19 protein-coding genes are annotated in these 25,758 nt (G+C 69.9%); 9 read left to right on the top strand and 10 right to left on the bottom strand.

Annotated elements, in window-relative coordinates; genetic code table 11:
* Positions 1 to 22: 22 nt before the first annotated feature.
* The gene (locus LR393_RS08970) at positions 23 to 457 is read right to left on the bottom strand and encodes an organic hydroperoxide resistance protein (protein WP_231483106.1); all 435 of its coding nucleotides are present in this window, start codon (positions 455 to 457) and stop codon (positions 23 to 25) included.
* A 223-nt stretch (positions 458 to 680) separates the two neighbouring features.
* On the opposite strand from LR393_RS08970, the gene LR393_RS08965 reads away from it, so the two are divergent.
* The 3 genes from LR393_RS08965 to LR393_RS08955 all read left to right on the top strand — a co-directional run bounded on the left by LR393_RS08965 (position 681) and on the right by LR393_RS08955 (position 5,241).
* Entirely contained in the window at positions 681 to 3,134 is a 2,454-nt protein-coding gene (locus LR393_RS08965) for a LuxR C-terminal-related transcriptional regulator (protein WP_231483105.1), read from the top strand.
* Between the two features lie 90 nt (positions 3,135 to 3,224).
* The gene (locus LR393_RS08960; RefSeq protein WP_231483104.1) at positions 3,225 to 3,788 is read left to right on the top strand and encodes a response regulator; all 564 of its coding nucleotides are present in this window, start codon (positions 3,225 to 3,227) and stop codon (positions 3,786 to 3,788) included.
* Entirely contained in the window at positions 3,757 to 5,241 is a 1,485-nt protein-coding gene (locus LR393_RS08955) for an ATP-binding response regulator (protein WP_231483103.1), read from the top strand. The genes LR393_RS08960 and LR393_RS08955 overlap by 32 nt, the downstream gene beginning before the upstream one ends.
* A 49-nt stretch (positions 5,242 to 5,290) precedes the next feature.
* Here LR393_RS08955 and LR393_RS08950 read toward each other — a convergent pair whose 3' ends face one another.
* The 5 genes from LR393_RS08950 to LR393_RS08930 all read right to left on the bottom strand — a co-directional run bounded on the left by LR393_RS08950 (position 5,291) and on the right by LR393_RS08930 (position 10,173).
* Positions 5,291 to 6,727 carry a glycosyltransferase family 2 protein gene (locus tag LR393_RS08950; RefSeq protein ID WP_231483102.1) on the bottom strand — a complete coding sequence of 479 codons (1,437 nt, stop codon included), beginning with the start codon at positions 6,725 to 6,727 and terminating at the stop codon, positions 5,291 to 5,293.
* Between the two features lie 11 nt (positions 6,728 to 6,738).
* Positions 6,739 to 7,836, bottom strand: a complete 1,098-nt coding sequence (locus tag LR393_RS08945) for a HEAT repeat domain-containing protein (RefSeq protein ID WP_231483101.1) — start codon at positions 7,834 to 7,836, stop codon at positions 6,739 to 6,741.
* A complete protein-coding gene (locus LR393_RS08940) occupies positions 7,833 to 8,207 on the bottom strand; it encodes a response regulator transcription factor (RefSeq protein ID WP_231483100.1) in 375 nt (124 codons plus the stop codon). The genes LR393_RS08945 and LR393_RS08940 overlap by 4 nt, the downstream gene beginning before the upstream one ends.
* 236 nt (positions 8,208 to 8,443) lie before the next feature.
* Positions 8,444 to 9,481, bottom strand: coding sequence for an S-adenosylmethionine:tRNA ribosyltransferase-isomerase (locus LR393_RS08935; RefSeq protein WP_231483099.1), 1,038 nt, complete (start codon positions 9,479 to 9,481; stop codon positions 8,444 to 8,446).
* The gene (locus LR393_RS08930) at positions 9,478 to 10,173 is read right to left on the bottom strand and encodes an SDR family NAD(P)-dependent oxidoreductase (protein WP_231483098.1); all 696 of its coding nucleotides are present in this window, start codon (positions 10,171 to 10,173) and stop codon (positions 9,478 to 9,480) included. The genes LR393_RS08935 and LR393_RS08930 overlap by 4 nt, the downstream gene beginning before the upstream one ends.
* 82 nt (positions 10,174 to 10,255) lie before the next feature.
* Between LR393_RS08930 and soxR the strand changes: the two genes are divergently transcribed.
* Both soxR and LR393_RS08920 read left to right on the top strand, forming a co-directional pair.
* A complete protein-coding gene (soxR, locus tag LR393_RS08925; protein WP_231483097.1) occupies positions 10,256 to 10,735 on the top strand; it encodes a redox-sensitive transcriptional activator SoxR in 480 nt (159 codons plus the stop codon).
* Between the two features lie 209 nt (positions 10,736 to 10,944).
* Complete coding sequence (locus tag LR393_RS08920; protein WP_231483096.1) at positions 10,945 to 12,522, top strand: sensor histidine kinase; 1,578 nt, start codon at positions 10,945 to 10,947, stop codon at positions 12,520 to 12,522.
* Between the two features lie 4 nt (positions 12,523 to 12,526).
* Here the strand turns inward: LR393_RS08920 and LR393_RS08915 are convergent, their stop codons facing one another.
* Together LR393_RS08915 and LR393_RS08910 are read right to left on the bottom strand one after the other, a co-directional pair.
* Positions 12,527 to 14,221 (bottom strand): Na+/H+ antiporter, encoded by a 1,695-nt coding sequence (locus LR393_RS08915; RefSeq protein ID WP_231483095.1) that lies wholly within the window; start codon positions 14,219 to 14,221, stop codon positions 12,527 to 12,529.
* Positions 14,222 to 14,410: 189 nt separating this feature from the next.
* A complete protein-coding gene (locus LR393_RS08910; protein ID WP_231483094.1) occupies positions 14,411 to 15,100 on the bottom strand; it encodes a TetR/AcrR family transcriptional regulator in 690 nt (229 codons plus the stop codon).
* A 106-nt stretch (positions 15,101 to 15,206) separates the two neighbouring features.
* Here LR393_RS08910 and LR393_RS08905 point away from each other — a divergent pair, with 106 nt between their 5' ends.
* Positions 15,207 to 16,652 carry an MDR family MFS transporter gene (locus LR393_RS08905; protein ID WP_231483093.1) on the top strand — a complete coding sequence of 482 codons (1,446 nt, stop codon included), beginning with the start codon at positions 15,207 to 15,209 and terminating at the stop codon, positions 16,650 to 16,652.
* 9 nt (positions 16,653 to 16,661) lie between these two features.
* Here LR393_RS08905 and LR393_RS08900 read toward each other — a convergent pair whose 3' ends face one another.
* Entirely contained in the window at positions 16,662 to 17,285 is a 624-nt protein-coding gene (locus LR393_RS08900; RefSeq protein ID WP_231483092.1) for a TetR/AcrR family transcriptional regulator, read from the bottom strand.
* 383 nt (positions 17,286 to 17,668) lie between these two features.
* Between LR393_RS08900 and LR393_RS08895 the strand changes: the two genes are divergently transcribed.
* Both LR393_RS08895 and LR393_RS08890 read left to right on the top strand, forming a co-directional pair.
* Entirely contained in the window at positions 17,669 to 17,992 is a 324-nt protein-coding gene (locus tag LR393_RS08895) for a histone-like nucleoid-structuring protein Lsr2 (protein ID WP_231483091.1), read from the top strand.
* A gap of 227 nt (positions 17,993 to 18,219) precedes the next feature.
* On the top strand, positions 18,220 to 19,473 hold the full coding sequence (locus tag LR393_RS08890) for a serine/threonine-protein kinase (RefSeq protein ID WP_231483090.1): 1,254 nt from the start codon (positions 18,220 to 18,222) through the stop codon (positions 19,471 to 19,473).
* A gap of 51 nt (positions 19,474 to 19,524) precedes the next feature.
* Here the strand turns inward: LR393_RS08890 and LR393_RS08885 are convergent, their stop codons facing one another.
* The gene (locus tag LR393_RS08885) at positions 19,525 to 20,172 is read right to left on the bottom strand and encodes an FMN-dependent NADH-azoreductase (RefSeq protein WP_231483089.1); all 648 of its coding nucleotides are present in this window, start codon (positions 20,170 to 20,172) and stop codon (positions 19,525 to 19,527) included.
* Positions 20,173 to 20,436: 264 nt separating this feature from the next.
* On the opposite strand from LR393_RS08885, the gene LR393_RS08880 reads away from it, so the two are divergent.
* On the top strand, positions 20,437 to 25,623 hold the full coding sequence (locus tag LR393_RS08880) for a hypothetical protein (RefSeq protein WP_231483088.1): 5,187 nt from the start codon (positions 20,437 to 20,439) through the stop codon (positions 25,621 to 25,623).
* Positions 25,624 to 25,758 lie beyond the last annotated feature (135 nt).

Below are 25,758 nucleotides of genomic sequence, written 5' to 3'. Positions count from 1 at the left end.
GCATGATCACGGAAAGGGTTTCTCAGTTGCTCTCGGACCCCAGCAGCAGCACTTCCTGGCTGATGTTGCCCCGGGTGGCGCGGGAGTACGGGCACTTTCCGTGGGCCAGTTGCAGCAGGTGCTGCGCGGTCGCGGTGTCCACCCCGCCGATCTGGGCCTCGATCCGGGCGGCCAGGTCGAGACCGGTCTCCCGGCTGCCGACCAGGCTGATCGTCACCGACACCGCGGAGTCGCTGATGTCGACCTTCTCCGCCCGCGCGGCACTCTTCAGTGCGCTGTGGAAGCAGGCCGCGTAGCCGGTGGCGAAGAGCTGCTCGGGATTGGTGCCCGGACCGTCGTCCCCACCCAGTCCGGCGGGCATCGACAGGGGGACGTCTATGCGCCCGTCGGACGACGCGGCCCGTCCCTCGCGGCCTCCCCAGGCCGTCGATGTCGCGCTGTAAAGAGCTTCCGCCATCAGTGTTTCCTCGTTCCACAGGCTGGTCCCGGATGGTGCACCCGCCATCCTCCCGGACCGGGGCGGCACCGGCACGTCCTGAGGTCCGATAACTCTATGTCGTCATCCTGCTACGTTTTGTGGTGTGGGGGAGCAGGGGTCAAGGGTCTGGCGTCACGACGAACCCGCCGGTTGGATTGTTCCTGGTGGGGCGGACGATAGCTGGTGGTTCCGGGATGCCGTGTTGCGCCTGCCGCAGACGCACTCCGGTCGCGACGTGCTCGTCGTCGGTGCCCCACCCGGTTCCGGCCGTACGCGGCTGGTGCGGCGCTGGTTGGAGACGGCCGGGGCGGCCTGGAGCTGGGTCGCGCTGTCGGGTGCGGTTCCGTCGCCGATGATGGACGTCGTCACTCGCGCGGTCGGTGGTCACCTCGACCGGGACGGCCCGGGCGGTTTCCTGGTGGTGGAGGCCGTCGAGGCGCTGAGCCCGGCCGAGCTGGAAGATCTGATCCCGATGGCGGCCGGGCTGCGCCTGGTGCTGGTGGGGCGGGGGGACGTGCTGCCGTCCGGTCTGGCGGTGCGGCTCGCCGGGCGCGTCGCGCGGGTCCTGGGAGAAGACCTGTGGTGGCCGGCCGAGCGCGTGCAGTCGCAGGTGGCGACGCTGACCGGGGCTCATGTCGACAGCGCCCGGGCCGACCGGATCCATCGCCTCACCGCCGGGTGGCCCGCCGGCGTGCTCGCGCTCGGCGCCCGTCCCGTACTCCCCGGTGATGCCGATCCGGTCGCGCAGGAAGGGGTGGTGGACGACCTGGTGCTGCGAGGCATTCCCGGGCCGCTCCTGGAGTTCGTGCTCGCCACCAGTCTGCTGCCCGGACAGGTGCCCGACCCGGAACTGTGTGCGGCCCTCGTGCCGGGCACCAACCCCGCCCGCCTGCTCGACGAGGCCCGGCGCTGGGGGCTGACGGCCGACCGCTGGCCCTTCACGGCGTCGGACATCCTGCCCGACAACGCTTATCACCCTCTGGTTGCCGCCGCGGCCCGGCGGATGCGGGCCCGTCGGGGTGCGGGTGACGCCGAAAACCTGAATCGCGCAGGCGTTCTAGCCTCCGCCCGGGCGCGTGGGCCGCTGGCGGTCGACCTCTTCCGGGCGGCCGGGGCGTGGCCGCACGTCCTGGCCGAACTGGAACGGGCCGCAGTGCAGGGGTTCCGGGGCTGGGAGACGCCGCATCTGCACGAGATCATCAAGGCCCTTCCCGAACCGGTGTGGGCCTCGGACGCCCAGGGCCGGGCGTGCGTCGCCTTCGCCGCCGCGATCTGTGGTGACCACCTGCTGGCGGCCGAGGTGCTCGCCCCCGCCCCACCGGTGGAATGGTGGCCGGCCGTGACCGGCCTGATCGGCGCCCTGGGGGGGTCCACCAATTCCTGGGATCCGGAGAATGCCTTTCCGCTGGACATCTTTGGTATCCGTGACGCCGGCGCCCTGAACGCCACGATCGAGGTCCTGGCCGCCCGGACCGCCGCGTTCGCCGGTGACCAGGGTGCAGCCACCCGGCACCTCGCGTCCGCCTGGGAGACCGGCTCCGACCGGCTGCCCCGTTACGTGCTGCTCGCCGGCCTCGGCGTGGACGCCCTGGTCGCGGCCTGGGCGGGCGATCTCTCCGCCGCCGGCCGGCTGGCCGGCCGGGCGTTCCGGCTCGCGTCCCAGGCCGGCCTGGACGGGCATCCGCTGCTCGCGACGGCCGGGCTGGCCCAGGCCGAGGTCCTGCGCTCCCGGGGCGATGCCGCGGGAGCCTTGGACCGCCTCGACGAGTCCGCCGCAACTCTCAGCACCGGAGCCGAATTCGTGGTCACCCCGGCCGGGGGAGCGCCCCCCACCCAGGCCCATCGGGTGCTGCGGGCCCGGCTGCTGCTTGATCTCGGCGAACGCACAGCGGCCCGGGACGTGCTCTCCGCCCTGCACGCCGACGGCGACGAGCAGCTGCCGCCCGCGCTCGCCGTACGACTGGCCCTGGCCCACGCCCGGCTCGCCGAACTCGACGGCGACCTGGCCGCCGCCCAGTCCCGGCTGGAGGCCGCGCCCGGCGTCCCCGCGATCACCTCGGCCCTGCTGTTCGTCACCCTCCAGCGCCAGGACCAGCACGAGACCGCCGCCGTGATGGCCCGGTTCCCCGCCGACGCCGGTCCCGAAGACCGCCTGCGCCGGATGCTGTCCCAGGCCGCGCAGGCGCTCGCGGAGGGTCGTCGCGGCCCGGCGAACGATCTGGTCAACGAGGCTCTGGTGGCGGCCGAGCCGGACGGGCACCTGCGGGTCTTCCTGGACGTCCCGGCCGTGCTGCGCATGCTGATCTCGACCACGCTGCGCCGGGCTCCGGACGCTTCGAACTGGCGCCGCTCCCTGGCCTCCCGGCTCGACGACGCCGGGGCCGACGACGACACCGTCGGCGTGACCCGGCGCGAGCTGGTGGTGCTGGAACAGCTCACGACCGACCTGACGCACGCTCAGATCGCGGCCGGGCTGTTCGTCTCCGAGAACACCCTCAAGTCGCACTGCCGCAACCTCTACCGAAAACTCGGCGTGCACAGCCGGGAAGAAGCGGTCCGGATCGCCCGGGTCAAGGGCTGGCTGAGTTCCTCGCCCCGGGGTGACGCGGTGATCGATGTCAATATCACCCCGACGCCTGAGGTCATCGAACTGTGATCATCTGGGAGCATTCTCGCCGGACAGCGCAACGCATCGTGCTGTTCGGACAGTGCCGACAGGGGAATCGGCCGGCCCCGGCTTCGTGCTGTGAGGAAGACCATTGGGGAGCGGGCGGCACATGAGAACTCCTTGCGCGACAACGGTGACGGTCTGGCCGGGGGCACCACGGTGAACCAGGGGCACCAGGACTGGATCCTGCTCGTCGACGACTCGGCCGAAGACCGTGAGCTGCTTCAGCACGCGCTGCGGCGCAACAAGTTCCACGGCCGGGTGGAAGAGGCCCGGGACGGTCCGGAAGCGATCGACCGGCTCTGCTGCCGCGGCCGCTGGTCCGACGCCGACCCGAACGACCTGCCCCGGGCCATATTTCTCGATGTGAAGATGCCGCGGATGTCCGGTGTCGAGGTGCTGCGTGAGCTGCGCTCGGTACCCCAGCTGGCCGTCGTGCCGGTGGTGATGCTGACGTCTTCCGCCGAGGAGAGGGACATCCTCGACAGTTATGCCCTCGGCGCCAACAGCTACGTCGTCAAGCCGGTCGACATGGACGAGTACTTCCGGTCCATCGCGGACGTCGGACGTTACTGGGTCGCCCTGAACCGAACACCGACGGAGTACCCACGTGCCAACACCACTGCGCCTGCTGGTCGCTGAGGATTTCCCGCCGGACGCCGAGCTCATTCTCTCGGAGGTCCGGAGGGCCGGATACGACCCGGTGGCGACCGTCGTCGACACGGCGGGCAAGTTCCTGCGCGCCCTCGACGACGAGCCCGAGGTCGTGATCTGCGACTACACGCTGCCCACGATGACGGCGCCCGACGCGCTGGCGATCCTCCAGGCCAAGTCGCCCGAACTGCCGCTGATCGTCGTCTCCGGCACGATGGACGAGGCGACCTGCGTGAACTCGCTGCGCCTGGGGGCCGCCGACTATCTGCTGAAAGACCGGCTGAGCCGGCTCGGCCCGGCGATCGACCATGCGCTGGCCCGGCGTGAGCTCGACCGGGTGGCCCGGCTGGCCGAGCAGCGTCGCGACGAGACGATGAACATCCTGCTCGGCCTGGTCGAGAACTCGGTCGCCGCGATCAGCGTGCAGAACCTCAGCGGCAACACGATGGTCAGCAACGACCTGTACAACCAGCTCTCCACCGACCATCCGCCGCTGGCCGGCGCCGCCCCGATCCGCACGTCCGGGGTCGAGGTGCTGCAACGGCAGGAAATGTTCACGGTCGACGGCGAGCAGCGCACGTTCCACGCCGTGCGGTATCCCGTGCGCGACGGCACCGACACGGTGTTCGCGGTCGGCTCGATCCTTGTCGACATCACCGAGCAGAAGCGCATCGAGGCCGATCTGCGCCAGGCCCGCACCGAGCTGGAGGGCCGTAACGAGCAGCTCGACGTGGCGAACGCCGAGCTGCGTGAGGTCGACCGGCTGAAGACCGAATTCGTCGCGTCGGTCAGCCACGAGCTACGTACCCCGCTGACCAGCATCCGCGGCTACGCCGAACTGCTGCTCGACGAGGTGGACGGCGCCGACATCCAGACGGCGAAGATGCTCGACATCATCGACCGCAACGCGCGCCGGCTGCTGAACCTGGTCGAAGACCTGCTGCTGCTCTCGAAGATCGACTCGCGTACGCTCACGCACGAGTTCGTCGAGGTCGACCTGACCGATCTGGCCGAGGGTGCCCTGCTCGTGCTGAAGCCCAGCGCGGAGACCGCGGGCGTCGGGCTGTTCCTCGAGACCCCGGGCGCGCTGCCCGTACTCGGCGACCGCTCGCAGCTGGAACGGGTGCTGCTGAACCTCCTGAGCAATGCGGTCAAGTTCTCCCAGTCGGGTGGAGACGTCGTGGTCCGGGGCGAGGCCAGCGGGAGCGAGGTGGTGATCAAGGTGGTCGACTCCGGTCTCGGGGTCTCCGCCGAGGAACTGCCGAAGCTCTTCAACCGCTTCTTCCGCTCGGCCAGCGATGCCGCGCACAAGATTCCGGGTACCGGTCTCGGACTGGCCGTGGTCCGCGAGATCGTCGAGAACCACGGCGGCTCGGTGGACATGGATTCGGTTCTGGGAGAGGGAAGCACCGTTACCGTGCGGCTGCCCCGACGGAAGTGACGCCCAGCGACCCGGACACGACGTCGTCCGTCGTGCCCGGGTCTGGTGCTCAACTGGCCGATGCCCCGCTCGTCTCCTTGAATCCGACCCGGGGCATTTCACCCCAGGCCGCGTTCGAGCCGCGGATACCTGACCACAGGCCCCGCAGACGCCAGAAGGCGTGCAGCTGACGGAACCCGAAGTTCTCCAGGAAGGCGGCGACCAGCAGGATGCCGAGATCCTTCCAGCGCCGGTAGGTCTGGTACGACAGGTCGTCCACCACGATCGCCACGACCGAGAGCAGGATGCCGTAGCCGATGGCCACCAGTGCGTAAAGCACGGCTGCCTGCCAGTTCAGGATGCCGAAGGCCATCCCGAGGGGGAGGCAGATCAGGCCGAGGATCTCCACGACCGGGGTGAGCAGCTCGAAGACCACGTAGTAGGGCAGCACCAGCAGGCCCATCCGGCCGTAGCGGGGGTTGGCGATCATCCCGCGGAAGCGCCACAGCACCTCGAGCAGGCCGTGCGACCACCGGCGACGCTGCCGGGCGAGGATCTTCAGATTCTCCGGCACCTCGGTCCAGCACACCGGGTGCGGTACGAAAACAATCCGGTAGTCCTGCTTCTCGTGACGCAGGCGGTGGTGCAGGCTGTTCACCAGGTCGGCGTCCTCGGCCAGCGAGTCGGCCGTCAGGCCACCGATCTGCTGCACCAGGTCACGACGGAACAGGCCGAACGCGCCGGAGATGATCATCAGGCCGTTGAAGGCCGACCAGCCGACCCGGCCGAGCAGGAACGAGCGCAGGTACTCGACCACCTGGATGCGGGGTGCCCAGGCCTTCGGGAGGCGCTTCTCGAGAATCATTCCGCGTTCGGTGGGGCAGCCGTTGATCGGGCGAATGGCGCCGCCGGTGGCGGCCACTCGTTCCGGGTCGTCGACGAAGGGCCGCACCACGTGCATCAGTGCGTCCTTCTCCAGCACCGAGTCGGCGTCGATCATGCAGACCAGCGGATAGCGGGAGTACTCCAGCGCCACGTTCAGGGCGTCACCGCGGCGACGGGCGTTCTCCTTGCGGATGACCACGATCTGGCCGTCCCGGGAGATGTGCACGGAGTTCACCGTGCCCACGGTCTCCACCACGCCGGCTGCGACCCGGGTGCTGGGCTGGAGCTCGAACTCCTGCTGGAGGACATCGAAAGTGCCGTCGGTGGAGCCGTCGTCGATGATCACCACCTCGAGCTGGGGGTAACGCAGGTCGAGGATCGAGTGCACGCTCGACACGATGCTCGGTTCCTCGTTGTAGGCGGGGACGAGGACCGAGACACCGGGTGTCAGTGGATTGGCGAACAGGTCTTCCAGGGCCGTCTCCGACGACATCCGCTGGGCGCGCCGCTGCGCCCGGGACGCGATCAGCACGATCACCAGGTAGAGCGAGTTCAGCGCCAGGAAATAGATGATGACGAACGAGTTGAACCCGATGACGACGGATTCCAGGAAATCTCTCATGAGTGGCCCCTCTACAGCGAGATCAGCGGCGTGGTGTTCGTGGCGATCGAGTTCCTCGCAAGGACCTCCCGTGCCGCGTCACCACCCGCGGCGTCCCGCTGCGCAATCTCGCGGAGCCGGTCGAGACCGGTCTCCCCGAACGGCACCAGAGCCATGGCGGCAGCCACCCGGACGGTGGGGTGCGGGTGTGCGACCGCCTGTTCCAGCTCGGGCATGGAGGCCGGATCGATGATCCGGCCGAGTGCGTTACAAGCCGCGGCGAGGACCTCGACGTCCTCCTCCGTGCGCAGCATCGCGGTCAGGTCGTCGACCGAGCTGGGCATGCTGAGACGCCCGAGGGCGTGGGTGGCGCCGAGCCGCACCGAGACACTGGGATCGACCCGCATCCGGATCTGCAGCTCGGACACCGCGGGGTAGACACCCAGCACACCGAGCACCTCGGCGGCGATGGTGCGGACCTCGACCTGTTCCGCATCCAGCGCCCGGGTCAGCGCCTGGGTGGCGTCGGCCCCGATGCGCAGCAGCGCCATGGTCACCGGGTGGGGCGGAAGCGGGTACTTCTGCCCCTCCTCGGAGTCCAGGTGCTCCAGCAGGGCGGCGCCGGCCTCACCGGTGCCGATCCGGCCCAGCGCCCGCACGGCGGCGAGCCGCACGTCGGTGCTGTGGTCGGCCAGTAACTTCGCCGCCTCCGGGATCCCTTCACTGACCCCGGCCGCGCCCAGCAGCTCGACGGCGCGGTACCGCCGCACGGCGACCCGCGAAGAGGTGTTCAGCCGGGCCTCGTCGATGGTGCCGCGTCGCCGCAGGATGTCGACCAGAACACTCCGGTCAGCACCCCGCAGCTTCGGCAGCAGCCCCGCCACCAGCTCCTCGAACGAGGTGGTGACGCCGCGGTACCCGATGAGCATGTCGGCGAGGTCGTGCGCGTCGCCGTCCTCCCAGGTGGCCAGGTACCGCATCATCACCGGCCGGAGCAGGGCCAGCTCCTCCTCGTGCCGCTTGGCCCGGCGCTCCCGCCGGGCCTTCAGCAGGGCGGTGCTCAGCGAGAGCCCGATGATCAGGACCAGGTTGAGGGTCGCGGCGATCAGGAGGATCGCCTCGGTGCTCACCTCGGTGTCCGGGCCAGCAGCGCGTCGATCCGGCTGGACAGCTCGCGCGGACTGAAAGGTTTGATCACGTAGTCGTTGCCGCCGGCGGCGAAGCCCCGCTGGACGTCCGACTCCTGGGCCTTCGCGGTGAGGAAGAGTACCGGGATGTCGGCCATCGAAGGGTCTTTGCGCAGTTCCAGGCAGACCTCGATGCCGCTCATGCGCGGCATCATCCAGTCCAGCACCACGACGTCCGGGTGGACGTCCATGATGGCGGCCAGTCCGGCCTCCCCGTCGGCCTCGGCGGTCACCGTGTGACCGGCCGCAGACAGCTTGAATTCCAGCAGACCCCGGATGTCGGAGTCGTCGTCCACAACGACGATGCTGCTCATGTCGGTCTCCTCGGTCGTACGACGGTTTGCCGCCGGAGGGCAACCTGCCTCCCGACTCCCCACCGCATCGACGTAAGCCCGAATGGGCTACAGGGTGAACTAGCAACAACCCTCTTCTCACCCAAGTGCTAGCCCACTCCCCTTGCCGTGATCATGCAAAACCTCCCCGGCGTTCTAGAACTGTGAGGCTTGGAGTTATAGAACTCCGGGGAGGTTTTGCATGATCACGAGGGCTTTCAGGGGAGGAGCAGGCAGCTGTCGCCGAACTCGTGCCAGCGGTATCCGCTGCTCGCGGCCCGGTGGTAGGCCGCCTGCACCAGCTCCGTCCCGCCCACGGCCTCGAGCATGAGCAGGTGCGACGCCTCCGGGTCGTGCCAGCCGGTGATCAGCCCGTCCACCGTGCGCACCGGGTTCGCGGGCGAGATGACCAGGTCTGTCCAGCCTCGCGTCGGTCGTACTCGGCCGTCCGGCCCGGTGGCCGCCTCCAGCGCACGGGTGACGGTGGTACCCACAGCGACGACGCGTCCACCCGTCCGGCGGGTCCAGTTCACCAGGGCCGCGGTCGATTCCGGCACCCGGTAGGGCTCGGCCGGGGGTGCCTCACCGGTCTCCAGCGACGAGACCCCGGCGTGCAGGGTGATCGGGGCCAGACGAATTCCTCTGGTTACCAGCCGGGTCACTAGTTCGGTGGTGAACGGACGCCCGGCACTGGGCATCTCGGCACTCGCGCCCCGATCGCGCGGGTCGGCGAACACCGTCTGGTAATTTTCCAGCGGCCAGGGTCGTTTCAGGTAGCCGTAGCGGATCGGGCGGGCATCGGGGAACAAGGGGACGTCGGTGAGCGGCTCGGTGCGCCAGAGCCGGGTTCCGTGGCGGTGGTCGGAGCGGCCGTGCGGGGCGGTCAGCCGGACCCTCGGCCCACCGGCCAGCTGGATCCGGTCGCCGGGCACGCATGTGCGTACCCGTTCGGCGCCGTCCGGGGCGCTGCGCACCTCCACCACCCAGGCGCCGTCGGGCAGTTCGGTGGACAGGTGCACGACCACCGGCCCGAGGCGGTGGTGCTCACCGTCGAGTGCCGCCGCCCGGGTCGCGGAGGTGTTCACCACGAGCAGGTCACCGGGACGCAGGTGATCGCCGATCTGGTGGAACGTGATGTCGTGCAGTTGGTCGCGGTGGGCGACGAGAAGACGGACGTGGTCGCGGGCCAGGCCCCGGGCCTCCGGCGGCTCGGTCGCCCCGGCGTCGTGCGGAAGGGCGAAGGTGATGGCGCTCATGCCGTAGCCCCCAGGCGTCCCCCGGTGGACGCCTGGTAGCGCCCGTTCGGCGGGCGCTGCGCGATCAGCTGCCGGAAGGCCGGGGCCACGGTCTCCGGCAGTGGCCGGTCGGATATGTCATCGTCCGGAAAAGCAGCCTGGTGCATCGGGGTTCGCAGGTCGCCGGGGTCGAACGCGTAGACCCGGACGCTGCCGGTGCACTCCGCGCCGAGCACCGCGCTGATCTGCTCGAGCGCGGCCTTGGTGGATCCGTAGCCGCCCCAGCCCGGGTAGACCGCGCCGGCCGCGTCCGAGGTGATGTTGACGATCGTGCCGTGGCGCTCGGCCAGCACCGGCAGCGCGAGCTGGATCAGGCCCAGTGGCGCGATCACGTTGACCCGGAACAGGTCTTCCAGCGAGCTGAGCGGGAACTCGCCCAGCGACGGCAGCGGACTCGGGCCGAGACCGCCGGCATTGTTGACGAGCAGGTCGAGGCCACCGAGTTCGGTGCAGGCGGAGACCAGTTCGCGGCGGTGGCGGGCGTCGGTCACGTCACCCGGATGCGGGTGGACGCGGGGCAGGTCGCCGACCGCGTGCGTCAGCCGGGAGGCGCCCCGGGCATCGACGACGACCTCCCACCCCTCCTGGGACAGGGTGCTGGTCAGGGCTAGTCCGAGACCGCTGGAGGCACCGGTGATGAGTGCGACGGGCATGTCTTCTCCCGAGTTCGAGTGGTTTTCGCTTCATCAGCATCTTGCTAGTTGAATTCAACTTCAGGTCTAGTACCCTGACCGCATGACTTCCGACGAGAAGCCACGGGCCGATCAGCTGCTCACGATCGGCGAGCTGACCCAGCGCAGTGGCCTGGCCGCCTCGGCGCTGCGCTTCTACGAGCGAGAGGGCCTGATCTGCGCCACCCGCACCTCCGGGGGGCAGCGGCGCTACGAGCGCGCGGTGCTGCGCCGGCTGGCGTTCATCCGGGCGGCCCGCAGTGTCGGCCTCTCGCTGGACGAGGTGCGTGACGCGATGGATCGTCTGCCCGCCGCCCGCACCCCGACCAAGGCCGACTGGACCGGCATCTCGCGGTCCTGGTCGCGGCGCCTGGACGAGCAGATCGATGCACTCACCGCCCTGCGCGACAAGCTCGACTCGTGCATCGGGTGCGGCTGTCTCTCCCTGGCCCGCTGCCGCATCTCCAACGCCGAAGACCGGGCGGCCCAGGCCGGGCCGGGCGCGGCCTACCTCCCCCCGGCCCTACGCCGCCCCGCGCAGTAAACCCGCCGGGCTCGGCGATTCGGCCCGGCCGATCCGGCGACCGGGTGTTTACTGGTCACCGCGTCCGCCAGCGGTCGGTCCCACGACCTGGCCTGCACCGACGACGCCGTCGCAACGTACGGACGAGGGGTTCGCCGTGCTTGCACAGGTGGTCGCGGGTGTGGTCGGGTTGCTGCGGCCGGATCAGATCAAACGGGGGAAAGCATTTCGTGAGTAGGAGTTTTCGGCTGCTCATCATTGAGGACCAGCCGGCCGACGCGGAGTTGATGGTGGCGGAGCTGGTCCGCGCCGGCTTCGGCCCGGACTGGACCCGGGTGGACAGCATGGACACGATGCTGGCCGCCCTCGACCCGCCGCCCGGCGTGATCCTCTGCGACTACTCGCTCCCCGGTCTCGACGCGCCGACCGTGCTGGCCACCCTGAACGAGCTGCACCTCGAGGTGCCGGTGATCGTGGTCAGCGGGGCGATGGACGAGGAGACCTGCGTGAAGTCGCTGCGCCTGGGCGCTGTCGACTATCTGCTGAAAGACCGTCTTGCCCGGCTCGGGCCGGCCATCGATCATGCGCTGGAGACCCGCCGCCTCACCGCTGAGAAGCGGGAGGCGCAGCGCCGCGAGCGGGAGATCTCCGCGATCCTGGCCGGGCTGGTGAAGAACTCCCCGGCGGCGATCAGCGTGAAGGCGGTGGACGGGCGCTACCTGCTGGCCAACCGGCAGTTCGAGATGCTCTGCGACATGGCCCCGCTGAGCCTGCTCGGCAAGATCGACGCGGAGATCTTCCCGGCCGAGAAGGCCCGCGAGATGACCGAACTCGATGCTCGCTGCCTGCACACGTCGATCGTGGTGGAGCGCGAGGAGGAGTTCCGGGGGCCCGACGGGGCGCGCAGCCTGCTCTGTGTGCGCTACCCGATCAGCGACGACGACGGGGACATCTTCGGCATCGGTGCCATCTACACCGAGATCACGAAGCAGAAGCGGGTGGAGTACGACCTGCGGGCGGCCCGGGCCGACATCATGTCGCGCGCCGAGAAGCTGGCGGCCGGCAACAACCAGCTGCGTGAGATGGACCGGATGAAGACCGATTTCGTCGCCGCCGTGAGTCACGAACTGCGCAGCCCGCTGGCCTCGGTGCGGGGCTACGTGGAGATGCTGCGCGAGGGCGGGCCGGGAATGGATCCCGAACTCAGCCACAAGTTTCTGGACATCATCGACCGGAACAGTGTGAACGTCCTCAATTTGCTCGAAGATCTTCTGGTGCTCTCCCGGACCGAGGCGGGGCCCGCGGGATCCGGTCAGTTCCAGGCCATCTCGTTTCCTGACCTGGTGGAGTCGTCGGTCGCCACGGTGGAGCCGGCGGCCCGTCAGGCCGGCCTGACGATCCAGGTGCGGCTGGCCGATCGGCTGCCGGTCGTGGCGGGTGACGCCTCGCAACTGGAGCGCGTGCTGGTGAACCTGCTGGACAACGCCGTGAAGTTCTCGCCGCGGCCCGAGCGGGCCGGCTCCCGTCCGCTCGGGCGCCGCCCGGACGTCGTGGTGCTGGAGGTGTCCGCGATCCCGTCGGGAGTGCGGCTGGAGGTGCGTGACCAGGGCATCGGCATCTCGCAGGCGGAACAGGCCAAGCTCTTCACCCGGTTCTTCCGGGCCCGGTCGGCGACGGAGCGCGGCATTCCCGGCACCGGGCTGGGCCTGGCCGTGGTGAAGGGCGTGGTCGACGCGCACCGCGGTGCGATCCGCGTCGACTCCGCCCCGGGCCGCGGCACCACGGTGGCCGTGGACCTGCCCGCCTGACGAGCTACATGCGCGCCGCGAAGCTCGTGGCGGTGGCGGCCTCTTCGTAGTCGAGCTGTTCCAGCAGGTCCCGCAGCACCTCGTCGTCGAGGTTGCCGGCGTCACGCTCGGCGATCAGCGCCTGGCGCTGGGCCGTGAGCATGCGCTGACGCAGCAGGCGCACGCCCCGGGTCAGGTCCTTGCGGGCCAGTTCCCGCAGGGCGGGGTCGTCCTCGTCGTCCGGCAGCAGGTCCTCGCGAGTCTCCTGGGCGTGCCGGAACCGCTCGGCGATCCCCTCCAGCAGGGCCGGGTCACACCCGTCCGGCGGATCGGCCAGCGTGTCCTTCACCGCCTGCCGCGAGGCGGCACGGGACACCTCCCGGGCGTAGGTGCGTTCCTGCATCTCCTTGGCGTGCTCGACCTCGCTGGAGATGTCCAGCCTCTTCACCAGGATCGGCAGGGTCAGGCCCTGGATCAGCAGGGTGCCGACGGCCACCACGAACGCGGTGAACTGGATGACCGAGCGACCCGGGAACGGTTCGCCGGCCTCGGTCAGCACCGGCACACCGGCCGCGGCGGCCAGGGTGACCACGCCCCGCATGCCGGTCCAGGAGAGCAGTGCGTTGGTCTGCCAGGTCGCACCGCGGGTGCCGGCCTTGGCGGTGGCCGGCCGGAGCCCGGAGTCGACGCGCTGGTTCTCCGGTGCGGGAGCGGTTCGCAGACCCTGGCGGATCAGCTTCTTCCCACTGGCGAAGGCGAAGATCCACACCGGGCGGATGACCATCACCGTGAGCAGGACCAGCAGCGAGGCGCTGAGCACCAGGCCGACCGGCTCGTGGTGGGTCCCGAACACATCGTCGATGATGAACTTCATCTGCAGGCCCATGTAGGCGAAGACGAAGGCCTCGAGCAGGGCGTCGATGCTGCTCCAGAGCTGACGTTCTTGCAGCCGGGTGGCGAAGCCCGCGGTGGTGGAGTTGTGCCCCACCCAGAAGCCGGCCATCACCACGGCGAGCACGCCGGACCCGTGCAGTTCTTCGGCCAGCAGGTAGGCCGAGAAGGGCACGACCAGGCCGAGCACGGTCTCCAGGCCCGGGTCGTGCAGGCGCTTGCGGATCCAGAGCACCACTACGGCCAGGACCAGGCCGACCAGGGTGCCGACCACCGAGGTGTAGACGAAGAACAGCGCCGGGTTGTCGACCACGGTGTGGCTGCCGGTGACCGCGGCGACCCCCACGCTGAACAGCGTCAGGGCGGCGGCGTCGTTGATCAGGCTCTCACCGGTGAGGATCGTCATCACCCGGTTGGGCACACCCAGGGAGCGGCCGATCGCCACCGCGGTGACGGCGTCGGGCGGCCCGACCACCGCCCCGAGCACCAGGGCCGCGCCGAAGGTCATCTCCGGTACGGCCTTCCAGGCCACCCCGGCCACCACGAACGCCGTGACGAGGACCAGCACCACACCGAGCCGCAGGATCGGCTGGATGTTCTGCACAAACTTGGGCACCGAGAAGTCCAGCGCCGTGGAGTAGAGCAGCGGGGGCAGGACGATGCCGAGGATGATGTGCGGTTCGAGCTCGAGCTGCGGCATGCCGGGGATGAACGAGGCCGCGAGCCCCACGACGAGCACCACCAACGGAGGCTGTAGCCCTTTTCGGTGGGCCAGCCCGGTCACCGCGATGGCCGCGATCACCACCAGCAGTAGCTGAACGCCGTTCATTGTTCTCGTCCTCCCGAGGGCCGTGACGGGTCATCGAAGTCCGAGCAGGACCCAAGCCATCTCCGGGAAGTGGGAGAGAGGTCCGCCGGGCCGGGGACGGATCACCCGGACGCCGACGCTTCAGATGGGCCTCTGACCAGGCTCGTAGCCTATCGGTAGAGGAGAGGCGGGACTCCACCGGGGTCCTCGTCAGCTGCCGGTGGCGGCGAGGACGCCGCTGATCAGCGTGTCCACCATCCACCGTCGCCGCTCCTCGCGGTTCTCCTCACCCAGGGTGGTGAACTCCTCGGCCACGTCGTGGAGGTGCGGGTACATCTGCGGATCCAGCGCCCGGAAGTGCTGCATCGTGCGGTCGTCCTGCTCCGGGTTCTTCGCGGTGGCGCGGACGGCCTCCTCCGAGGCGGTCGAGGCGATGTACAGCGCGATCAGGTCTCCGGCCCAGACCCGCGTACGCCGCGAAAGACCGCCTTCCGCGAGGAGTCCCAGCATCGCCTCGGACAGGCGCAGGGAGTTCGGCCCGAGGGGCGACTGCGTGATCATCGGGCTGGCCGAGGCCAGGTCGCGGTGCCGGGACAGCGTCTCGATGGAGGTCAGGGCGAGCTGGCTCAACCGCTGACGCCAGTCGCCGGAATCGGGTGCGGGCAGCACGATGTCGCCGGCCACCCGGTCCCAGAGCAGCTCGATCAGTTCCTCGCGGTTACGCACGTAGACGTAGAGCGAGGCGGCGCCGGTGTCGAGTTTCTGGGCCACCCGGCGCATGCTCACGCCGTCCAGGCCCTCCGCGTCGAGCAGTTCCAGCGCGGCATCCACGATCGCGCCCTGACTGAGAGCCGGTTTCGCCGGACGTTCCCGACGGCTCACCGGTGCTCGTTCTGCCATCCCCGCAGCATATGGCCTCAGCGTTGAGCGAACGGTGTTCGTGCCGTACGGTGTTTGTAGCGAACATCGTTCGTCTCACGTTGGTGCAGGTCATGGAGGTAGAGCGATGAGCAAAATGGTGGACGTCGATGAGGCCCGGGCGGTCGGGTCCGGGTCGGTCACGGACAGACGGCTGACGCTGATCAGCGCCGTTCTCGCCCTCGGCGCGTTCGTCACCCTGCTCGACACCACGATCGTCAACATCGCCCTCGATCACCTGCGCCTGACCTTCGGCGCCTCGGTGTCGCAGGCGCAATGGGTCTCGACCGGCTACTTACTGGCCTTCGTCTCGGTGATCCCGCTCAGTGGCTGGCTGTCGGAGCGCTTCGGTGCGCGCAACGCCTGGCTGCTGGCGATCGGGGTGTTCCTGGCCGGCTCGCTGCTGTGCGGTCTGGCCGGGTCGCTCGACCAGCTGGTCGTGGCCCGGGTGCTGCAGGGGATCGGTGGCGGCATGGTCATGCCGGTCACCATGTCGATCGCCACCCGGGCGGCCGGGCCGAAGCGTCTGGGCAGGGCCACGGCCGTGGTCGCGCTGCCCGGTCTGCTCGGCCCGATGCTGGGCAACGTGCTGGGCGGCGCCATCGTCGAGTCGCTGAGCTGGCACTGGCTGTTCTTCGTGAACGTGCCGGTCGGCCTGGTCGCCCTGGTGGTGGGCCCGAGGCTGCTGCCCGCCGAGCCCGGCCACCGGGGTCACCGCTTCGACCTGCCCGGTTTCCTGCTCCTCACGCCCGGCGTGGTGGCCGTGGCCCTGGGCATCAGCCAGGCCACGGGTGATGAGGGCTTCGCTGCGAACAGCGCCTGGGGCCCACTCGTCGCGGGTGTCGCCCTGCTGGCCGCCTTCACCGCCTCCTCACTGCGCGCCCCCGGGACCGCCCTCGTCGATGTGCGTCTCTTCGCGCGTCCCAGCTTCGGGATCGGCAGCGTCATCACCTTCGCCGGCGGGTTCTCCACCTATGCCCTGTCGTTCCTGCTGCCGCTCTACTACCAGCAGGTGCGGGGCGAATCGGTGATGCACACCGGCGTCCTGCTCATCACCCAGGGCCTCGGCACGATCTTCTTCGTCCTCGTCGTCCGGGTTCCCGCCCAGCGTCTGGACGGCCGGGTCGTGGTGGCCGGCGGGGTGTTGCTGACCGCGCTCGGTGCCGTGCCGTTCGCCCTGGCCGCTTCGACCCCGTGGTTGCTGGCGGCGCAGTTCGCCCAGGGTCTGGGGTTCGCCGCCACCACCTTCCCGGTGATGGAGCTGGCCTTCTCGAACCTGAACCACGCCGAGATCCCGCGTGGCAGTGCCGCATTCAGTGTGGTGCAGCGAGTTGGGGCGCCGTTCGGCGTGGCCGTGGTAGCCGTGATCCTGCAGCGCCTGCTGAACGACGCCACCGCGCCCACCGATGCCTTCGCCACGACGTTCCGGTGGATCGTCGGCCTGAGCGCCGTACCGCTGGTGCTGTCCTTCTTCATCCCGTCCGGGCGGGACGGGGAGCCGGAGCCGGTCGTGAGCCCGCCGGCCGCACGGTGACCGGTGGCGTCAGTGCGCCATGGTGGTGAGCAGGCGGGCGACGTCGCTGAGTCTTCGCAGGGCGGCCTCGGAGTCCTTGTCCACCAGCCATCTCAGGGTGGCGCCGTCGATGGCCATCACGGCCAGGCTCGAGACCTCTTCCACGTCGCGGTCCCAGGTGGCGCCGACCAGGTCGGCCACGTGTTGCAGCACCCCGCCGCACGAGCGCACCGCGGTGTCGTACTGGAGCTGGGCCACATCGTTCAGCCGGGGCTCGCGCAGGGCCCGGGTGGTGATCTCGTACGTCAGGAGCTGGCGCCCCGGAGCGGCTTCGTGCAGGTCCCACAGTCGTTTCAGGGCCGCGTTCAGGGCGCGCTCCAGTTCGCTGGAACGCTCGTGCGCCACGGAGTCGCGCGGGGCGAGCTCCAGTGGTTCGTCCGCCACCTCGGCCGTGTCCTCGGCGATGCGCTGGGCCATGGCGACGGTCAGATCGTCCTTGGTGGCGAAGCAGTAGGAGACGAGGCCCAGGGAGACACCGGCCTCCGAGGCGACCCGGCGTGCGGTCACCGCCGCCACGCCTTCCCTCTCGCCGATGGCCAGACCGGTGTCGATGAGTTGCCGACGCCGGTCAGCGATCGGTCGGTATGCCCGCATGGCGTCAGTCAAGACTTGAACGTCCGGGCAAGTCAATGATGGTTTTACCCCGTCTATGGTCGTCCGCTTGCCGGTCAAACCGGCCCGTCATGGCCGGATGTGACAATCGCGTCGCGGAAAGTGATGGCCCGAACCGGCGGACTTCTCTGCTTCCGTACTGTCCGGAGCTCAGGAAATCGGCCGGGTCGACCGCCTGAGTTTCTCCTGGTTCCCCGTTTCCTGGTCGCCGGCCAGATGCGGACCCGGAAAAATATCGTGACGACGTGGGCCTGCCGCCGAATCGTGAATCCGAGGCCCGGCGGATAATTCGGGGGCCCGAAAAGAGGGGGAACCGAAATGTGTCGGGCTTTGACGGGACCGTCAGAAAGAGAAAATATATAGCCATGGCGACCAGGACAGTAACCGAGCTGCTCGACGACATGACCGGGCAGCAGGCCGACGAAACCGTGGCTTTCAGCATCGACGGGGTCGAGTACGAGATCGATATGACCAAGAAGAATGCAGCAGCCCTGCGTAAGGCCTTCGCCCCGTGGCAGGATGCCGCGCGCCGGGTCGGGGGGCGTAAACAGTCAGCCCTGAAGCAGGTCTCGACCGGTGTCGACAACCGCGCCGTGCGGGCCTGGGCGGCGAGCAACGGATACGAACTCTCCGAGCGGGGCCGTATTCCGGCTCACGTGATCGAGCAGTACCAGGCCGCCGGGAACTGACGGGCCTTTCCCTTACCAGTCCACCACCAGGTCGCCGGAGCCCCATCGACCGATGCTGTTCGTGCCTCCCGATGCGCCCGCACCGGGAGGCACGTCCAGGTCCGGTTCCGCCGGGCCGACGCCGGCGCGGGCGGACTCCCGGTGGGGCGGCGGGAACCTCCCGAAGTGCCGTCCCCACCGATCACCGGCACAGTGACACCCGCGGACGGACTCGCGGAGGAGGCAGCGTGCAGGACACCCTTGAGCCTGAGCCCCCCTTGCTCGCCGGCCGGTACACGCTCGGGGACGTGATCGGTAAAGGTGGCATGGGCCTGGTCTACCGGGCCAGGGACTGTGAACGTGAGCGTGATGTGGCGCTGAAGGTGCTGCATCAGATGGCACTGGAAGACGAGGTCAACCGGGCCCGGTTCACCTCGGAGGCTGCCACGCTGGCCGGTCTGGACCACCCGGGTCTGGTGTCGCTCTACGACGCCGCGACCCTCGGCGACGAGCCGTACATCGCGATGGAACTGGTCGAGGGCGAGACGCTGAGCCGTCGATGCCGCCCGAAGCCGATGTCCGCGCACGATGTGAGCCTGGTCGGCGCCAGTCTGGGCGAGGCCCTCGACTACGTGCACTCCCAGCGCATCGTGCACCGCGACCTGAAGCCCAGCAACGTTCTTCTCGGCAACGACGGCACGATCAAGCTCGGTGACTTCGGCGTGGCCCGGGCCCTGGACTGTGCCGAGCGGCTCACCGGTACCGGTCTGACCATGGGCACGGCCGGATATCTCTCCCCGGAACAGGTGCGGGGTGAGGAGATCCGCGAGTCCAGCGACATCTACTCGCTCGGGCTGGTGCTCATCGAGGCGCTCAGCGGCCGGCCGGCCTTCGACGGGGACCCGGTGGTCGTGGCGGTCGCGCGACTGCACAACCCGCCGCGTATCGACGTCGACATCCCTGCCGGACTGGCCGGGCTGCTCACGGCCATGACCGACAGCGATCCCGAACTGCGGCCGGACGCCGGTGAGGTGGCCGGTCATCTGCGTCAGTTCCACGAACTGGGTGAAGACGCCACCGGCTACCACGTCACCCAGGTGAACCTGCCCGCGCCCCTGCGCACGGCGCCCGAGTCGCCCGACATCGGCGTGCCCGCGCCGTCGCGGCACCGGCACGTGCTTCAGGCGGCGGGTGCTCCCGGCGCGCTGGAGGAACTGGCCGCGGACTTCGGGATCCCGTCCCTGCTCGACCCGACCGTGGAGCCGATGCCGGCTCCCTTGGGGAGACACGCGGGGGGCACATCCCGGTCCTCCTGGGGCTGGGGGACCTCAAGCCGTCGTCAGCGATCGGTGCCCAGCACCGATCCGCACGGGTTACCTCACCGTCGTGACCTGCGAGGTCGCCGTCGTTCTCGTCAGCGCCGGGCCGTGGTCGGCGTGGCGGCGCTCAGTGCGGCCACGTTCGGCTCGGTACTGGCGGCCGCGCTGCCGTTCATCCACTGAATTGTTTCCTGGTGCCGGGACCCGGCGTCAGGGGCCGGGTTCCAGGTGGCTCTAGCGGCTGCCCAGGCTCTGGGCCAGGTCGGTCATCGCGGCGGCGGCCTTCTCCATCTCGTCCGCGGCCTGACCGGCGAACTCGTGCAGGGCCGGCAGACGCGTGGCCAGGGTCAGCTGGGTGGTGACCACGGTGACGTCCATACCCATCGAGGTCCCCAGGGACTGGATGATGCTCGGGATCTCGTGGTCGATCGGCTCGCCCGGTGCACCCGCCCCGTACGCGGCCCCGCGGGTGGAGACCACGACCAGAGGCTTGCCCGCCAGCGGCTGGGCCGGCTTGTCGATGGACGAGGTGATGCCGCCGACGTGCACGTAGTCGATCCACGCCTTGAGCGTGGACGGCATGCTCCAGTTGTACATCGGGGCGCCGATCAGCACGACGTCCGCGTTGAGCAGCTCGCTGATGAGGACCTGCTGAAGCTGCTCGGCGCCGGCGGGCACGACCTCCTCGGGGGCCCGCAGCCGGGGCGCCCAGTGCAGTGCGCTGGTCGGCAGGTGCGGCAGCGGGTCGAGGTGGAGGTCGCGGCGCACGACCAGGTGATCGGTGCTGTTCTCGGTCCAGGCGGTGGCGAAGCGCGCGGTCAGGGCGCGGCTGACGGAGTTCTTCAGATCGGCGGAGGAGTCGAGATGCAGCAGGGTCGGCACGGATGCGGTCCTAACTCGTGGGCGGAATTGCCGCTGACTTTGCCACGAATTTGTGCCAACTTCGCGCCGGTCAGGTGTGGACGAGCGGGCCCCTGATCAGGTTCTCTGGATCTCGACCACGCCGATAGATCCATATCGTCTGATTGATGGAGCTACGGCACCGTTACGCTAGGCTAGCGACCGTTCCATTCGTGCTTGTGAGGATGGGGTTCAAGCCATCCGTGTCATTGTGCTGCGTTCTGTCGAGCAGGCCGGGAGGGCTCGATGAACCTCGTCGGCTATGCAGTGGGTTTGCTGGTCGCGATTGCGCTCGCGATTCAGGCCATCCGGGCGATCGGGCATGCGCTCGGTGGGTTGTTCGGGGCCATCGGCGACGCGTTGCTCCTCGTGGTGCAGGTGGGGGCCACGTTCTGCGCCATCCTTGCCCTGCTCCTGATCTGGCGTCGTCTGCTGCCCTACTTCCGCGGTAGCTACAACGGGCTGCGCACCAACCCGGCCTCACGGGTCGCCCTCGGGCGGGACGAGCAGTTGAGCCGGGCGGCCGAGGACGGGTCGCTCTCGGGGCTCCTGCCCGTGCGCATCACGTTGCAGCCCGAAGACCGGGTGGTGGAGCACGAAGAAAAACTTGCGGACGCGTCCCGCCTCCCTCGGTTGCGTCGCGGGCCGGGGAACTCGTGGCGGCACAAGGGCGATTGGGCGCCGTCCGGGGAAGAGCCCGAACCCCGGCGTGGGGTTGTGCCCGGTGAGCGGTCCCGAGTATCGGAACGTCCTGGTCAGGACGACGAAGCCGACGCTCGTGGGCCAGTGGTCGATCGGTCGGGCTCCGGTGGAACAGAAGACGACGAGCGCACCGGATCGGTGCGCGACGGTGCGTCCGGGAACCGTTCGGCGGGAGCACCCGCACCGGGTGCCGCCGGTGCGGGTCCAGCAGACCCGGTGGGCACGGGAGCCGGCGGTCCGGCTACCGGTGCGATCAGCATCGGCCCGGGAGCCATAGCCCGGCAGCGGACCCCCGAGCCCGGCGACCCCACTGACCCGGCTGATTCTTCCGGCCCTGAGCCGGCGACACATCCGAAGCCGCTGGAGCCGGCCGCCCGGGAGACCAGCACCCCAGATCCCTCGGCGGCGCCCGAGTCGGACCGCACCGGCAAGGCCGGATTCGCCGGTCTGATGGCCGGAGCCGCCGCAGCGTTCTCACGCTTCAGGTCGTCCGACCCGGAAGAGTCGTCCGACCCGGAAGAGCAGCCACCAGCAAGACCGGCTGGTCGCGAGTCCGTGCGACCGGAACCGTCCGAAGATCGTGAACCCCGGCGCCCTGAGCTCACGGGTCGCAAACCCGAGATCCCCGCCACGAAAACAGGCCCAGATCCGGCCGGGACACCCGCACCCAGCACCGACAAGCCCGCCGAGCAGCCCAGCGTCGAGAGAACCAGCGTCGAGCCGTCCGTGGCCCCGGCCGAGTCGGCCCCTCACGACACCTCTCAGCCCGACATCGTCGTCGACATCACCCATGCCCAGCCGCTGCCCCAGCGCCGTGCGGGGAAATCGGGGGCAGCCGAGGCGTCCGAACCTCTGCGTGATCGAGAGGCCCGGTCCCGGGCCGGCGAGACGGCCCGGCGCCCCGAACCACCAGCTCAGCCCACCGCCCAGCGCAGCGAAGAGCCCAGCGACAGCTCAGACCGTTCCGGCCGGACCGGCCTGATCGCCGGTGCAGCGGCAGGTATCGGTGCCGTGGCCGGGGCTCTGGCCGGCCGCCGCAGTGCTGAACCAGATGAACCTTCCCCCGAGAAACCGGAAGAGCGCCGCCCCGCTGATTCGGTGAAGGAACGCGCAGCCGAGCCGGAGAGCGGTTCCCCGTCCGAGTCGGGGGAGAGCCGCGGAGCCGAGCCGGGCGAGAACCGAAGGGCCGCGTCGGACGGTCCTCGTTCGTCCGCGCCGGTGGAGAGCCGAAGGCCCGAACCGGTCCGGCGGCGTTGGGCCGAACTGGAAGACCAGCGCAGGGCCGACCTGGAAGCGCGACGCAAGGCAGAGCTGGAAGAGAGCCGCCGAGACGAGTCGGAACGGGTTCGCGGGGCTGAGTCGGAACGGGTTCGTGCAGCTGAACCGGATCGAGACGGGGCGGGGCCGATGTCCGGCCGTTCGTCCGGCTCGGTTCCGGGCGCTTCGGTCGAGTCCGGGGCCGGGAGTGAGGCCCGGCCGTTGCCGGGCCGGACCCTCGATCCCGCGCTAGCCCGCGCGACCGAGCCGGAGTCGGCGGACTCCGTCGAGTCGGGGTCGGACCGTAGTGCTGAGTCAGGGCCGGAACGTGCGATCGAGCCAAAGCCGGATCGTGGCGCTCCGTCCCGCTCCGACGACAACCGTGAGGCGCCACCGGAGCGAGGGGTAGCGCCTGAAGCTGGTCTCGGGGCCGACAGTGCTACTGAGGCGAAGAGTGCTGAGGAGTCGGCTGCTGCCGGGCGCCCTACTGAATCGGCACGGGGGCGAACAGACGGTCTGAGCGGGGCCGGGTCCCGCCAGGTTGGTCAAGGGTCCGGAACGACGTCCTCCTCAGAATCGCCGCCGATGGGCGTGAGAACTGGGCCGGTCATCGTTCCGCAGATGCTTCCGACGCCGGCGAAGCCGAAGGCCGGGGGGCGTCCGGAGTCCGGTGTGATTCCGGTGCTCGGGGCCGCGGATCACGACGACCGCCGGGTCGACCAGGAACTGGACCAGGAACTGGACCAGGAACTGGACCAGGAACTGGACCAGGAACTGGACCAGGAAGACGAGCAGGCGGCCGAGGCCTCTACCGGCCGGGGCCCCGCACCGTCGCCCGCACCGATCAGCGCGATGCGTCGCCGGCCGGGATCGCTCCCGGCCCGGCGCACCCAGGAGCCGTACGACCCGTCGAAACATCCCTACCAGGACTCCGACAGCCCCGACGACGACCTTCCGGTGCCGCGCCTCTCGCAACTCCTGTCGCAGTCCAAGCGCCGGGTGATGGACCGTGCCCGCAAGGTCCTGCCGGGGCAGGACAACGCCGAGGGAAACGAGACCTCGAAGTCGGCACCGGGTGCCGCTCCGGGAGCGACACGGGCCCGGAGGAACGAGAGTGCGGAGCCGGGCGCATCCACGGGGGCGACACGGGCCCGGATGAACGAAAGCACCGATCCGACAACGGATGCCTCCCCCGGAGCAACCCGGGCCCGGATGGACGAGACCCCGAAGTTCACACCGGGCCCGACCCCCGACCCGCGAACGGCCGCCGCTGATAAGGCATCTGGAAGAACGGAAAACCTCGGCCCGGCAGCGGCACTCAGTGCGGCCGCGGCGGAGGGCACTGCGATCGGCGCCGATCACCAGGACGCCGAAGAGTCGAAGACCGAACCTCCCCACACATCCCAGCCAGACGCCCGCAAGGCCCGGCCCCACCGCCCCAGCCTGCGTGAGGCCATGGGGCGCTCGCGGTCCAAGACCCCTGAGACGCCATCCACGAAGCCTGGCCAGAGTGAGATCAGTCCGGCCCCGGGTGTGCAGAAGGACCCGGAAGGCGTTGCCGAAGAGGGAAAACCGGGTGCGGCGCGCATCGGGTCGGCGGCGGATCCGACAAGGGATCAAACGCCGGGTGGGAATCCGGAATCGGGTGCCGGGCTGCGCTCGGGCTCGAACTCGGGGGCGGGTGAGGTCCGCAGTTCCGGCGAGGGCCGGGATTCGCGGGCGAGCCGAGTTGGCCAGGAGGGGGGTCCGGGCGAAACCGCTTCTGCGGCTGGACGCCCGGTTGTTCCTGGTGCCATATCGGTACCGGCCACACCGGAAAGCCCGGCCGCACCGGAGCGTGAGGCCGCGGCGCAGAACCCGATCACGTCGGGGCGTCCGGCTGCGGACACCAATACCGATCAGCCTGCTGATTCCACCCAGGCGTCCGACGAAAGCGCTGCTGCCCCGTTGCCGGTCCGTGTTAAAGGCTCGGCGCGCAAGCCCGGGTCGGCATCGCCGGCCCCGGGAACATCGCCGAGTCGTTCAGAACCTTCCGGGCAGGACGCGCCGGAACGCTCGGGCGCCGGGCACGACACCCCGGCCAGCTGGGCGGAGAAGCCGTACTCGTTCTTCGGGCTCGGGGACGAGGTGGGCCCCGACGACGAGGGCGTGCTGAACCATGCCCTGGCTGATCGGGACGACGACCAGTCCTCTCGTTCGGGGGGAGAGGGGAGTGAGGGGCCCGACGAGTCCCTCGAGACCGCCGCCGAGATCGCTGCCGCTGCTGACCTGGCCGAGTCCGACGTGGCCCGGGGAACCACCCCGGACGACGACAACAGCAGCGATACCCGGCACCGGCCCGATGCCTCTGGGGCCGCTGCTGCTCCGGGCCCGGCCGCTCCGGGCCCGGCCGCTCCGGGCCCGGCCGCTTCGGGTTCGGCTACTTCGGGTTCGGCTACTTCGGGTTCGGCCGCTTCGGGTTCGGCCGCTTCGGGCTCGGCTACTTCGGGCTCGACCGCTCCCGTCTCGGCTACTCCCTCCTCTGCCGCTCCCACCGCCCCCGAGGCCCTGGACGGATCGATCACCTCGGCCGGCACGGCCGAGAGCTCGTCCTCCGAAGACACGCTTCAGGGTGACGAGGTGAGCCCGTCCGACGAGGACGAGTCACTGGCCGCGGGTATCCCGACGCCACCGCGGTCGATCCCGGGGCAGCGGGAGCGCGTGCTGCTGAGCCCGGCCAACGAACTTCCGGAGCGGGCACCGCGCCGGTCACCGGCCCGGGAGGAACAGCCGCACCAGCTGAGCCGGAACACCCATCGCATCAAGCTGCTGCACATCGACCTCGAAGACCGGCTCGCCGACGAGGCCGTCTGCCAGGCGGTACTGGAACTGGCCGGGGCCCCGGACGACGAGGTCGTGCGCCAGATCCTGCTCGACGCCCTGCGTGACGCCCTCACCAGCGACGGCAGCGCCGTCACCGAGTCGGGCTCGCAGCTCCAGGTGACCACGCTGCGCGGGTCCGGTGGCGAAGTGGCCAAGATCCTGGACGGCCTGGTGCTGATGCGCGACCTCAGCCCGCGCCCCGCGGGCCCCCGCGCCGGCGTGCCCGGGGTGACCACATCGTCCTCAAGCACCGATCGGCAAGTGCACGAAGACCTCGTCTACGCCGTCGCCCCGACCCGCCTGACCCGTCACCTGCTCTCGACCGACCAGGGCTTCACCCGGGCACTCGCCAGCTGGGCGCTGCCCCGCGACGGCTCCGACCGGGCCGAACACGAGGCCGCCTTCCAGCACGCGGTCGCACGGATTCCGGCCGACCTGATCGAGACCATGAAAGACGCGGCCCGGCTGGCCCCACCCCTGTTCGGGGTACCGCTGCGGATCGACCGCTCGAACGGCATCGTGGTCACCCTGCCCGAAGACCAGGCGCACGAGGTGCCCGGCGAGGGTTTCCCGCCGGAGTGGCGCAGCTCCGAACGTCGCTTCCATAACTAGAGCTTCGAAAGCTCAAGATCCGCGCTGTTCTCTGTGTGGGTTCAGGGTCGCCCGGCGGAAGTTTCCGCACTCGGACAGGCTCGATCGCCTGTTCGAGTGCATCCGCGCGCCCCACTACTGCGGGCGGGCGACCGT

The sequence above is a fragment of the Kineosporia mesophila genome, assembly GCF_021129235.1.
GTDB lineage: Bacteria > Actinomycetota > Actinomycetes > Actinomycetales > Kineosporiaceae > Kineosporia > Kineosporia mesophila.
The sequence above is the reverse complement of the archived record's forward strand: the minus strand, read 5'-3'. Positions and strand labels throughout refer to the sequence as shown.